7 protein-coding genes are annotated in these 12,755 nt (G+C 62.1%); all 7 read left to right on the top strand.

Features of this window, described 5'->3' with window-relative positions; all coding sequences use genetic code 11:
* Window positions 1–26 precede the first annotated feature (26 nt).
* Window positions 27–1,487, top strand: a complete 1,461-nt coding sequence (gene nusA, locus Pan216_RS17910; protein WP_145259957.1) for a transcription termination factor NusA — start codon at window positions 27–29, stop codon at window positions 1,485–1,487.
* A gap of 298 nt (window positions 1,488–1,785) precedes the next feature.
* Window positions 1,786–4,677, top strand: a complete 2,892-nt coding sequence (gene infB, locus Pan216_RS17905; protein ID WP_419192678.1) for a translation initiation factor IF-2 — start codon at window positions 1,786–1,788, stop codon at window positions 4,675–4,677.
* Window positions 4,678–5,288: 611 nt separating this feature from the next.
* A complete protein-coding gene (gene rbfA, locus Pan216_RS17900; RefSeq protein ID WP_145259952.1) occupies window positions 5,289–5,738 on the top strand; it encodes a 30S ribosome-binding factor RbfA in 450 nt (149 codons plus the stop codon).
* A gap of 201 nt (window positions 5,739–5,939) precedes the next feature.
* Window positions 5,940–6,725, top strand: coding sequence for a hypothetical protein (locus Pan216_RS17895; protein WP_145259950.1), 786 nt, complete (start codon window positions 5,940–5,942; stop codon window positions 6,723–6,725).
* Between the two features lie 214 nt (window positions 6,726–6,939).
* Window positions 6,940–8,238 carry a glucose-1-phosphate adenylyltransferase gene (locus Pan216_RS17890; RefSeq protein WP_145259948.1) on the top strand — a complete coding sequence of 433 codons (1,299 nt, stop codon included), beginning with the start codon at window positions 6,940–6,942 and terminating at the stop codon, window positions 8,236–8,238.
* A 213-nt stretch (window positions 8,239–8,451) separates the two neighbouring features.
* On the top strand, window positions 8,452–11,277 hold the full coding sequence (locus Pan216_RS17885) for a glycosyltransferase family protein (RefSeq protein WP_145259946.1): 2,826 nt from the start codon (window positions 8,452–8,454) through the stop codon (window positions 11,275–11,277).
* A 135-nt stretch (window positions 11,278–11,412) separates the two neighbouring features.
* Complete coding sequence (locus Pan216_RS17880) at window positions 11,413–12,609, top strand: FHA domain-containing protein (RefSeq protein WP_145259944.1); 1,197 nt, start codon at window positions 11,413–11,415, stop codon at window positions 12,607–12,609.
* The last annotated feature ends 146 nt before the right edge of the window (window positions 12,610–12,755 follow it).

Below are 12,755 nucleotides of genomic sequence, written 5' to 3'. Positions count from 1 at the left end.
CCGGTTGTTGGCGTTGGGGGAAATGAATGAACGCCGAATTGTTGCGAATTGTGGATAGTATCCACCGCGACAAGAACATCGATCAGGAGATCGTCTTCAACGGCATCGAGTCGGCGTACATGACCGCCGCACGCAAATATTACGGCGAAGAGTCGGATATTGAGGTCGTGATCGATCGCGAGTCGGGGGCTATCACCGCCACGCACGACGGTTCCCCCATCACGGCCGAGGAATTGGGTCGGATCGCCGCCCAATCCGCCAAGCAGATCATGATCCAGAAGATCCGCGAAGCCGAGCGGGATGCTCTCTACGACGAGTTCCGCCAGGAGCGGGGGACGATCTTCACCGGCGTCGTGCAGCGGGCCGAGGGGAGCGTCGTCACCGTGAATATCGGCAAGGCCGAGGCGCTCTTGCCGCGAAGCGAACAGATGCCGGGCGAGACCTTTCGGCCTGGCGAACGCGTTCGGGCGGTCTTGATCGAGGTTCGCAAGAGCGGTCAGCGGGTCAAGCTCATCCTCTCGCGGACGCACCCCGATTTCGTGCGTCGTCTCTTCGAACAAGAGATTCCCGAAATCGCCGAACACATCATCGAAATGAGGGCGATCGCTCGCGAGGCGGGCTATCGAACCAAGGTCGCGGTCAGCAGCATTGATAGCAAAGTCGACTGTGTCGGCGCTTGCGTCGGCGTCCGCGGCAGTCGTATCAAGAATGTCTTGGACGAACTCAACGGCGAGCGGATCGATATCATTCGCTTCAACGAGTCGAACCAAGTCATGATCCCCAACGCCCTGGCGCCCGCGCAGATCGAAGAAGTTCAGATCTACATGCGGATGGGCCGGGCGATCGTGCTTGTTCGCGAGGACCAGCTTTCGCTCGCGATTGGCAAGCGTGGGCAGAATGTTCGGCTCGCCTCAAAACTCGTCGGCGTCGATATTGAGATCATGACCTTCGACGAGTTGACCGAAGAGATTGAGCGGGCCGAGGCGACGCTCTCGGAACTGCCCGATGTCTCGGAGGATGTCATTGACTCGCTGATCGAGGAGGGAATTCTCTCCTTCGACGACCTTTCGGTGATCGAAGTCGAACAGATCATGGAAGTGACCGGCCTGGTCGAGTCGGAAGCCGCGAGGATTGTCGGGTTCGCGGAAATGAAGGCCGAAGAGGCCCCGCAGGAGTCCTCGAGCCGCAGTTCCATGCTCAGCGCTCCCTCGGCCTCGCCGACTAGTTCGCCATCGTCCTCTTCGGGATCCTCCAGCGAGGAGCCCAGGGCCGAAGGGCTGCTTGAGGAGACTCGTCCTCAGGAGGCTCGCGTTCCCAGCGTCGACGACCTTTTCGGTGGCGACCCAACCCCCGAAAAGCAAGAGGACGAGAAGAAGATCACCGCGGCTCAGCTCTTCGGGGACGACAAGCCCAGCGAGGAGCCGGAGACCGCGTCAGAGTCGCCTTCCAACACGGAAGAGGCTCCGGAGGATTCACCCGCCTCGTAACGATGATCGCTTGATCGTTTCGACGAACCCGTCGAGGCGACGACGTTTGATGACGCCCGCCGACATGTGGTTCGCGACGGAAACGATCGGTTGTCATCCGGAGAAGCATGGCACTGGAGCGATGGGCTCCTTGAATGGTGAACGACATGGGACCATTGGTCACACTGGAGATAGGCTTGCACGAAAGGATGCCGATCGGATGAAGGCGTCATGAGAACGGCAAGCTTTTCTGGGACGAAGTATCGTGAAGCCCGTTTCCCAAGGGGGGGACGGTGATGTAACAATTGAGGGGTGCTGTTTGAGCAAGGATAAGGTCCGAGTCTATCAGCTTGCTCGAGAGCTTGACGTGGAAAGCAAGGATCTCATCGAGCTGATGAGGTCAGCCGGCATTGACGTCAAGAATCACATGACGACACTCGACGCCGAAACGCGTCAAGTGACGCAGGATCTTGTCGCCGGTAAAGTCTCTCCCGAGCGGATTCGAGGTTCGAGCCCACCTCCTCCTCCCGCGGCGAAGCCGAAGGCGAGCAGCCCCGGGGAGAGCATCCCCGCCCCACGCGCCTCCCGCGTCACGCAGATCCCTCGCGGGAAGCAGAAAGAAGACGACGAGGAAGCCGTCGACGAGGGTGCGGGTCAGGAGACCCCTTCCCAGACTGGGTCGCCGGAACCGGTTCCGGTGCCGGTCGAGGAGATGGTCGCTCAAGAACCAGAGAAGGTTCCCGAGCCCGAACCGGAGCCCACGCCCCAACCCGAACCGGTCGCTGCCGAAGCGTCCACACCGCCAGAAGAGGTGGCTGAAACGACTACGAAGAAGAAAACGAAGTCCCCCGAGGACACTCCTCCGAGCCAGGAATCGAAGCCGGAGGCCGCCGAAGAAAGGCGCGTGCTGCCCAAACGCGGTTCGGGCTCGTCGGCGATTCCCGATCCCAACGTCGCCAAGCCCAAGAATTTGGGTGGTGGCCAACAAGGTGGGGGAGCCGGCCAGCGAGGTGGCCAGCGCGATCGACGTCCTTCACGCCCCACGCCCCTGGTTGGTGGACCGCTCACCGCTCCTCCCAAGCCCGAATCCCAGGCGGAGAAAAAGCCGGCCGTCGCCGCGCAGAAGCCGGTGATGCGATTGCCGGCCGATGCTCTGCGAAGTGGACAGTTCACGCCGCCTCCCGCGGTTCCCGCCGATGCCGCTCAAGCCAAGAAGGGCAAGGGAGGCAAGGAGGGCTTCGACGAGGAGAAGCCGGTCAAGCGGGGTCGCGGCGCCGGTGGTGGCGCGGCGATGACGGGCCGCGAGGAACGTCAGCGACGGCGCCAACGCTCGGCCCAACACCGTTCGTTCGACGTGGAGGACGATGACGGTTCGTCGCGTCCCAGCCGGGGATCGCGACGTCCCCGACGCTCTATCCGACACTCGGCCGAGCAATCCGGCCCGGTCGTTCTCGAGCAACCGATCACCATTCGTTCCTTCTCCGAGGCGGCAGGCATCCGGGCCAATGAGATTCAGCGAAAGCTAATGAGTCTCGGGGTCATGGCCACCATCAACCAGGCCCTCACCGACGAGGACGCCGAGATGGTCGCGATGGAACTCGGACTCGAGATCCAGTTCAAGCGTGAACAGACCGTCGAGGAGTGGCTCGAGAAGGAATTCGTTCCCGGAGAGGACGAGGCGGAAAGCCTCGCTCCGCGGCCACCGGTCGTCACTTTCATGGGACACGTCGACCACGGCAAGACCTCGCTGATGGACCGGATTCGCTCCACCGATGTCGCCGGCGGCGAGTCGGGAGGCATCACCCAACACATCGCGGCCTACCAGGTCAAGACCCACACCGGGTCGGGACTGGTGACCTTCCTCGATACCCCCGGCCACGAAGCCTTTACCGCGATGCGGGCTCGCGGGGCCGACGCGACGGACATCGTGGTCTTGGTCATCGCGGCCGACGACGGGGTCATGCCGCAGACCGAGGAAGCGATCAGTCACGCCAAGGCCGCCAACGTCGGCATCGTCGTCGCCATGAACAAGATGGACTTGCCGTCGGCGAACGTCGAGAAACTGCAACAACAGCTCTCGCAGCACGGCTTGATCCCGGAAGAGTGGGGTGGAGACACCCTCATGATCGGAACCTCCGCGACGACTGGAGACGGCGTCGAGGAGTTGCTCGACTCGATCAGCATTCTGGCCGAGCTCAAGGAACTCAAGTCGAACCCCAATCGCCCGGCGACGGGGCTCTGCATCGAAGCCTCCTTGAGCGAGGGGCTCGGCGTCAAGGGAACCGTCCTGGTGCAGCACGGAACTCTTCGTCGGGGCGACGCGATCTTGTGCGGGTCGGCCTTCGGCCGCGTGCGGGCGATGTTCGACGATCACGGGAAACCGCTCGACGAAGCCGGTCCGTCGACGCCGGTCGTGCTGACCGGTCTCGACGAAGTGCCTGACGCGGGCGAGAAGTTCTTCGTTCTCGAGGACATCACCCGGGCTCGCGAGATCGCCGAGGAGCGTCGTCAGCGGGCCCAAGCCGAGTCGCGGACCAACCGCGAACACGTTTCGCTCGAGACCCTGCTCGACAGCTTCGACGAGCGAAAGGTTCAAGAGCTTCGGGTCATTCTCAAGGCCGATGTCCGCGGTTCACTCGAGGCGATCAAGAAGGAATTCAGCAAGTTTACCCACGACGAGGTCCGCGTCCGAATCCTCCACGAGGGCATCGGCGGGATCGGGGAAAGCGATATTCTACTCGCGGACGCCTCCGACGCGATCGTGATCGGTTTCCGCGTCGTCGCGGACGATCGTGCCTCGGCCCTTTCGTCGGAGAAGGGGGTCGAAGTCCGTCGCTACGAGATCATCTACCAGGTCAGCCAGGACATTCGCGACGCCCTGGAAGGGATGCTCATACCCGACACCAAGGAGGTGCAGCTCGGCCGTGCCGTCGTGCAGCAGACCTTCACCATCAGTCGTGTCGGGACGGTTGCCGGTTGCCGCGTGATCGAGGGGAACATCGACCGCAACGCGAAGATGCGGATCATTCGCGAGGGGACGATCCTCGGCAGCTATCCGATCGACTCGCTGCGTCGCGTGAAGGACGATGCGAAGGAAGTCCGCGAAGGACTCGAGTGCGGTATCAAGTTGGCCGGGTTCAACGATGTCAAGCGCGGCGACATCCTAGAGGCCTTCAAGATCGAGGAAGTGAAACGAACGCTCGATCAGTAGCGCTCGTTCCAAGGACGCAACGCTCGATCAGTAGCGTTCGTTCCAAGGACAACTAGGGTGGGTCTTGACCCACCAGGCGATCCGGAAAACCAGGGGCGAGTTCCATTGAGGGAAGTTTGCCCGGAGACCTCTTGCGTGCTTCGCACGCCCAGGTAGCGAAGCAACCTGGGCTAGCCGAGAGAGTCAGCAACGCGGGCCCGTGGCCCCAACAAGAGTAGGGTGGGTCTTGACCCACCAGGCGATCCGGAAAACCAGGGGCGAGTTCCATCGAGGGAAGTTTGCCCGGAGACCTCTTGCGTGCTTCGCACGCCCAGGTAGCGAAGCAACCTGGGCTAGCCGAGAGAGTCAGCAACACGGGCCCGTGGCCCCAACAAGAGTAGGGTGGGTCTTGACCCACCAGGCGATCCGGAAAACCAGGGGCGAGTTCCATTGAGGGAAGTTTGCCCGGAGACCTCTTGCGTGCTTCGCACGCCCAGGTAGCGAAGCAACCTGGGCTAGCCGAGAGAGTCAGCAACACGGGCCCGTGGCCCCAACAAGAGTAGGGTGGGTCTTGACCCACCATCGGCGCCTGGACAGGCGATGGCGACGCAAGGACCGCTCGGAGAAGGCTCATGACTCGTCGAACCGAGCGCGTTGGCGAGATGATTCGCCAGATCGTCAGCATGTCGCTCTTGACCGGCGTGAAGGACCCGCGCGTCCGCGACGTGACGGTGATCCGAGCGGAAGTGAGCGGCGATCTGCGTCACTCGAAGGTCTTCGTCTCGATCATGGGAGACGAACGGCAACAGAATCTCGTCCTGCATGGACTCAGAAGCGCCCGCGGCTTCCTGCAACGCAAGGTTGCCGATGGGCTTCAGACGCGATACACCCCCGTCATCGAGTTCGTATTGGACGATGGGGTGAAAAAGAGCCTCGAGATGTCTAGGCTCCTGGGGGAGGTCCTCCCAGAAGATTCGGAGCCGGAGGAATCGGACGAGGCCGACGAAGATGACTCGGCGCAGGCCGAGATGCTTGGTGGAGACGACGCGGCGGAATCGGTCCGCGATGCTCCGCCGGAGTGACTTGCTCGAAGCGTGTCTTCGTCGGTAGGTAGGACTCGACGACTGTCCGGAAGGCTCTCCTCGAGCGTGATGTTCCGCATGCGGGCGGAGGGTTCCCGATCGAGGAGCCAAACTTGTTTCAGGTGACGCGTCGGCGCTGACTTTTCTTCGAATCGGTCGTTGGCCCGCGTTGTACATCGACTTCAGGGACGATAGGCAGCGATGGTGGCACCCAACAAACAACGCATCCTCACCAAGGTCTTGGCGCAGCTCTCCAAACGCTACTCCGACGAAGTACCGAAGGAGATGAGGGTACTCGACCATCTCCTCCTGGCGACAATCCAGGAAGGGATGTCCTTTAGTCGGTCACTTGGGTGCTATCGCGGCCTTCTTTCCGGCTTTCACGATCTCAACGAGTTGCGTGTCAGTCATCCGCACGAGTTGCAGGATCGGCTCCAGGGAGTGCCGCGCGGCGAGGAGAAAGCCAAACGGATCCTGAAGATCCTGCAGTTTGTCTTCGAGACGACGTACACCTTCGATCTGGAGTCGATGCGCCGCAAACCGCTCAAGCAGGCCCAGAAGCAGCTTTCAAAGATCGCCGGCACCACCGACTTCGTTGTCTGCGCGACGGTGCAGCGCGCTCTTGGCGGACATTCGATGCCGGTCGACTCCCCGATGTCCTCGATCCTGGCCGAAGTCGAACTGATCGAGGAAGAGGATCAGCTCGATCGCGTCCGGGCGGCGCTGGAGCACTTGGTGCCCAAGGCGAAGGGCCAGCAGTTCTGCATCTACGTCAGCGAATGGGCCGCCGACGACGAGAAGGAAGCGATCACGGACACCATTGCGCCGAAGCGGTCCGGCAAGACCGGGGGCGCTGGCAAAACCAGTGGCGCCGACAAAGAGTCCGCCGCGACCGAGGCGGAGGAGAACGGCACCAAGTCCGGGACGCGAGCCAAGACCGCACCCACCAAAAAGAAGGCTCGGAAGTCCTCCGAGCCGACCTCCTAGACAGCCACCTCGTCCCTCGCATCCCCAATGGATTGCTCGTCGTTTTTCCCACTTGTCGTCCGCTCGACCATGCGCCTCGACGGGCTAATGGGGTTGTTCAGCGGAAATGCGCGAACCTTTTTGTGGTGTTTGCCATTGTGTGCTTGAAGCGCGGCGGCCCCCTTCCCAACAATAGCTGCGCAGGCCTATTCTCAGACGCGATGGAAGTCCACCCATGCACGACCTACGGTCCGACCGAACGACGCTCGCCATCATCTTGGGCGGAGGTCGCGGTACGCGGCTCTATCCCTTGACCAAGGTACGGGCGAAGCCCGCCGTTCCGCTTGGCGGAAAGTATCGCTTGATCGATGTTCCGATCAGTAACTGCCTCAATAGCGGCCTCAACAAGATGTACGTGCTGACGCAGTTCGAGAGCGCCAGCCTCCATCAACACGTCCAAGGCTCGTACCAATTCGATCGCTTCGGCGGCGGCTTTGTCGAGATCCTCGCGGCCCAGCAACGCTTCGAAGCAGGGGGTTGGTACCAGGGGACCGCCGACGCGGTCAGGCAGAATCTCGTTCACTTCGGGCACGACTGGGACGAGACGCTGATCCTATCGGGCGATCAGCTCTACCACATGGACTTTCAGAGTCTCCTGTCGACCCATCGCCGGACCGAGGCCGACATCACCATCGCCGCGCTGCCGGTCACGGCCAAGGAAGCTCCCTCCCTGGGCATCGTCGGTGTCGACAAGAACGGCAAGATCAACACCTTCACCGAGAAGCCGCCGACGGAGGAACTCGCTGGGCTCGAGACCGACGACGAACTCTTCAAGGAGTTTCAGGTCCAAGCCGACGGTCGACCCTACCTGGCGAGCATGGGCATCTACGTCTTCAATCACAAGCTTCTATGCGACGAGTTGACCCAGCACGACTTCGTCGACTTCGGAAAGAACCTCTTTCCCGAAGCGATCAAGAAGTACCGGGTCCAGGTCTACGTCTTCGATGGCTACTGGGAGGACATCGGAACGGTCGGTTCCTTCCACGAGGCGAACCTCGCGCTCGCTCGGACCCCGCCGGTCTTCAGCTTCAACACGCCGCGGGGACTGATCTACACTCGGCCGCGGACCCTGCCGGGAACGATCGCCGGTAGTATCTCGGCGCGGGACTCGATCATCGCCGATGGCTGCGTCGTCGGCGACTCGGTCCTGGAGGAGTCGGTGCTCGGCATTCGCAGCATCATCGGGACCGATGTGAAGCTATCGCGAACGCTCGTGATGGGGGCCGACTACTACGAGACCGACACCGAACTCGAACTCAATCGTCGGATTGGCCAACCCGACATCGGCATCGGCGACAACGTCGAGATCGAGGACGCGATCGTCGACAAGAACGCCCGCATCGGGTCGGACGTGATCATCAAGAATCCCGACAAAGTCGAGCCGACCGAGTCCCCAATGTACACGGTGCGCGACGGCGTGATCTGCATCCTCAAGGGAGCCGTGATCCACTCGGGCACCCGGATCGGCGTCTAATGTCCTAATTGGTGAATTCGTTGCCCAAAAGACTCTCGGGTGTCATGCCCACGGCAAGTCGTGGGCATGCGGGAAGGACACACACTCGCCGTGGGCATGCGGGAAGGACTCACGTTCGCGGAGCGCCGACAAAAGGCGTCTCTCTTCATCCTCCGGAAAATTCTCCCACCAACCACCAATCCTCTTTGACGCGAAGACTGCTAAACTAGCGGGATGCACCGGTTCTGGCTTGGCTTACTGATCGCGGGAATTCCCTTCGCGCTGCTCTTCCACGAGGTCGTTCTCGACGACCAAAACTTCGTCTATCGTGACGCGGGACACTTCTACTACCCGCTCTTTAAACTCTGCGCCGAGCAGTGGCGGGCCGGAAACGTTCCGCTCTGGAACCCTCACGAGAATGGGGGGCAGCCGCTGGCCGCGAACGCGACCTCGAGCGTCTTTTATCCGCTGAAAGTCTTCTTTCTGTGCCAGCCCTACGGATCCGTCTTCAAGTGGTACTTGATGGGACACGTCGTGCTCGCGTGGTGCGCCTGTTGGCTGGCCGCGGTCGGCTTCGGCATCCGTTCTTGGGGAGCGGCGATGGCGGCGACGGCGTACGCCTTCAGTGGCTTCGTCCTCTTTCAGCTTTACAACATCATCTTTCTCTGTGGGGCCGCTTGGTTGCCCCTGGGGCTCTTAGCGATGGATCGCCTGGTGAGGCGGCCTCGGCTCGGATGGGCACTGCTCCTGGCCGGCACGACGTCGCTTCAACTTCTCGCAGGCGATGCCCAGATTGCCTTCATGACCTTCCTGGTCGCGATCCCGTATTTCCTCATCTTCCACTTCGGCGCCAAGCATGGCCTTGGGCTTATCATCGCGCTGCTCGGACTCGGATTCGGGGTCGTGCAGGGGCGGGACCTGTTGGACGCCCTCGGCGAGTCACCCATCTCGAGGCCGAGCGGGTGGTGGGTTGCTGCCGTGATCGCGATTCCCCTGCTGGCTTTTGGGTTGGGCACGACGATCTTGCTTCACGATCGCCGGCAACGCTCGATGGCTCGCTATCGGCCCAGCGTCGGTCTCTTCGTGCTCGCGGCAATCCTTTTGGTGATGCTGACCGCGGTTCAGACGTTACCGACGGTTCAGTTCACGAGCCTGAGTGATCGCGCCGCCCCCGAAGCTCCGCATGAGAGCATCGCGTTCAGTTTCTTCCCCTTGCGGGTGGTCGAACTTCTTCTGCCTTGGACCTTCGGACGTCACGCTCCGCGAAACGCGTACTGGATGCCTTGGTCGAACGTCGCGGCGGGAACGTGGGTTACGAGCATCTACCTTGGCTTGTTGCCCGCGTTGTTGGCGGTCTTCTCCGCGCGACTGTTCGGAGGTGGATGGAAGCGCCAGTGGCTCACCTGGCTGACGATCATGATGTTTTGGCTGTCGATCGGCAAGTTCGGGGGCATCGCCTGGCTGCCGGAACTCTTCGTCGAGCGCGAGTTCAATCCCTTCAATGCTCCAATCGGAGCGGGACGCTACGGGCCGAGCGACGGCCTCTACTATCTTCTCGAAATGACCGTGCCCCTCTTTGGTTCCTTTCGCTACCCAGCGAAGATGCTCGTCTTCTGCACGCTGGGCGTTTCTCTCCTGGCGGGGATCGGGTTGGACCGTCTGCTCTTTCAGCCGTGGCCACAGTTGCGTCGTTTTCTGGTTTGGCTGGCGGGGATCGCGGTCGTGGGGCTGGTGGTGGTGGCGGTTCTTCGGACGCCCTTTCTCGCCGCCGTCGCTCGGTCGACGAATCGCGCGACGATTTTCGGGCCGGTGCAACCCTCGCTGGCGTGGTTCGACTTGGCGTGCTCGTGGATGCAGTTCGCGTGCATGGTGGCGGCATGCTGTTTGGTTCTGGTTCTGCGCGAGCGGCTCGGGTTCGTGACCGCCCTAGTCCTGCTGGTGTTGACGGCGCTGGATCTTTCCGTCGCCGGACAACCGCTGATGTTGACCGACCGGCAGTCGATCCTCGATGAGGAACCGACGATCGTCCGGCTGATTCGCGAGGAAGAGGCGAAGGAGGAGTCGACCGAGCCCTTCCGCGTCTATCGAACGCGTATTTTCTCGCCGCTCATCTGGAACCAGACCTCCGATCCCCGGCGGTTGGTGGTGATGTCGCGTTGGGAGCGCAACACGATCCAGCCGAAGTACGGCGTCCCCTTCGGCATCGACTACACGCATACCGCAGGCACGATGGGGCTCTACGACAACGAGTTCTTCTTCGCCCCGTGGATCGTCGAGACGCCCGAGACGCTTCGGCGACACTACGACTGGCTGCCGCCCAGAATGGCGTACTTTCCGAGGATGGGGATCAACCTTTGGAACACGAAGTATTTCGTGGTGCCGAGCTTCACCAAGTTCGATGACGAGGAACGGGGCGTCTTCACGTTGCTCTTTGGCGCCCGGGCCGTTCCGACGCCGAAAATTGCCGAATCGCCTGGAGACGAGGAAGACTTCCAACTGCTGAGGAACCCCGAAGTCTTTCCGAGGGCGTGGGTCGTGCACACGGCCGACTTTCGCAAGCCGATCCGAGGGTTACGCCGGGCGGACCGCCAGCCGCGGATGGAGGAGTTGCTCTATCGGCCGCTCGATGCCGGCGTGCCTCTGTGGCAAGGAAAGAAATGGGGCACCTATCCTCACGAGTCGACGGTGATGCTCGAGGTCCACGAGCCGTTGGACTACCGGGGCTTCAGCAGCGGGGGCGTGACCGCGCCGTCGGAGCGGGTGCGCTACCGCGCGGTCGCCAGCGATGAAGTCGAAATGGAGGTCACGATGACCAGGCCCGGTTTCCTGGTCATCGCCGATGCCTACTATCCCGGTTGGTACGCCACGGTCGACGATGCCCCAGCGGCCATCCTTCGAGCCAACCGGGCGATGCGGGCGATTCCTCTCGGCGCGGGGCATCATCTGGTCCGCATGCGGTATCGTTCGATCCCTTTCCTGATCGGGGCGCTCTTCAGTGTGGGGGGATTGTTTTTCTTGGGGAGCTTGGGTGTCCTGGCGTTTTGGCGCGGACGTCGCTGATCGAAACTCCTTTCCTCCATCGACTTAAAACCGTATTGACGTCGAGTGACCCTCTCCCTATCGTCGCCCCGCTAACAAGGGCGCGCCTGCAAGCCTGAGCGCGAGGCCCACCGGTTCGATTGGGAAAGGTCGTCAATGAATTCGGATTCGAGCACGGCCGAATCCTATTGTCTGGTGGGTCGAAACGGCGAAATCGCGGGAATGCGGTTTACGCTGTCACCGGGAATGACCATTGGTCGGATGGTCGGGTCGGACCTCTTCTTGCCCGATCCGAACATCGGTCGGTTGCATTGCCTGGTGGAGGAAGCCGGTGAGGGGCTCTGCCTCGTGCTGGCTCACCGTCGCGGGGAGGTTCGCATCAACAAGACCTCCGTCCGGCGGCAGCCTCTTCATCCGGGGGATAGGATCGATGTCGGTCGCTTCGAACTCGGCGTCGAGGTCCTCTCCAACGACGACTCGTCGCCCATCTCGGCGCCAGCCGCGCCGGTCGGTTTGTTGCCGGAGCCGATCGAGAACGGTCCCGTCTTGGCCGCCCGATTGCACTGTCGGCAGATGGTCCAATATCCGGAACTTGCCCAGTCGTTCGGTCAGGAACTCGAGCCCTTGGTCCAGGAGCAGGGTGGTCGCTTGATCCTGAGTGATCCGATTCACCCGCGCGTCGTCTGGGATTCCTCCGTGGAGGCGTCTCGCGGGGCCCGTCTTCGCCGGAGCATCGCCACCGCGTTTCAGCTCCATCGCTACCTCCATCTACGGACGCGCGGCGAGGCGAATTTCTCCATCGGGATCGGGGACGGAGGCGTCGGAACGATGCCGAACGCGTCCGCGGTGTGGGGGGAGGGGGCCGATCGCGCGTTGGCGCTGGCCCTGACCAGTCAAGCGAGTGCGACAGTGCTTGATCGGGGACTCGAGGTGCCGGAAGAAGTCGTTGGCACCGCTGACGCGACCCCGGCGTCGTCCTTCCTGGTGGGAGGAATGCGTCGCGAGGGAACGGGACGCCGTCGCAAGCTGACGATGGCACTTCCCTGCACGGTCTCCAATGGCGGGCAACAAGTCGAGGGGCTGGTCGCTCGGGCCTCCTACGATCCCGAGACGCTCCTTTGTTCGCTGACGGTTCTCACGCTCCACGCGGTGGATGCGGGGGAACACCCGGAACTGATCAGCGCGAATGGGGCCGAACGGCTCAAGTGCTATTGCGAGTCGTGCCTGGCGGTGAACAACCCGTCCGGGCTTCGGCTACGATTCGAAACCCGTTGCACGCACGAACAGCTTTCGCAATTTTTCGGCTTCTCCATGGAGGAGACCGACCTGCGGCAACGACCGCTGGCGGCGTAAGTCAATTCCGTCCGACTCCCGAACGCGCGGAGCCGACCAACCACCGTTTCGTCAACTGCTCGTTTCCGGGAGAGGTCCTACTTCTCTCCCAGCGGGAGAGATCGACCTGGTTCCCCTCTCCCAGCGGGAGAGATCGACCTGGTTCC

The organism is Kolteria novifilia (assembly GCA_007748055.1).
GTDB classification, from domain to species: Bacteria; Planctomycetota; Planctomycetia; order Kolteriales; family Kolteriaceae; genus Kolteria; species Kolteria novifilia.
Note: the sequence above shows the minus strand (reverse complement) of the source record. Positions and strands in the feature narration are given on the sequence as shown.

What these genes read in the sequence shown, in the direction of transcription:
- rbfA (WP_145259952.1), top strand. Translation starts at nt 5,289, where the DNA reads ATGACTCGTCGAACCGAGCGCGTTGGCGAGATGATTCGCCAGATCGTC.
- nusA (WP_145259957.1), top strand. Translation starts at nt 27, where the DNA reads ATGAACGCCGAATTGTTGCGAATTGTGGATAGTATCCACCGCGACAAG.
- Pan216_RS17895 (WP_145259950.1), top strand. Translation starts at nt 5,940, where the DNA reads ATGGTGGCACCCAACAAACAACGCATCCTCACCAAGGTCTTGGCGCAG.
- Pan216_RS17880 (WP_145259944.1), top strand. Translation starts at nt 11,413, where the DNA reads ATGAATTCGGATTCGAGCACGGCCGAATCCTATTGTCTGGTGGGTCGA.
- Pan216_RS17890 (WP_145259948.1), top strand. Translation starts at nt 6,940, where the DNA reads ATGCACGACCTACGGTCCGACCGAACGACGCTCGCCATCATCTTGGGC.
- Pan216_RS17885 (WP_145259946.1), top strand. Translation starts at nt 8,452, where the DNA reads ATGCACCGGTTCTGGCTTGGCTTACTGATCGCGGGAATTCCCTTCGCG.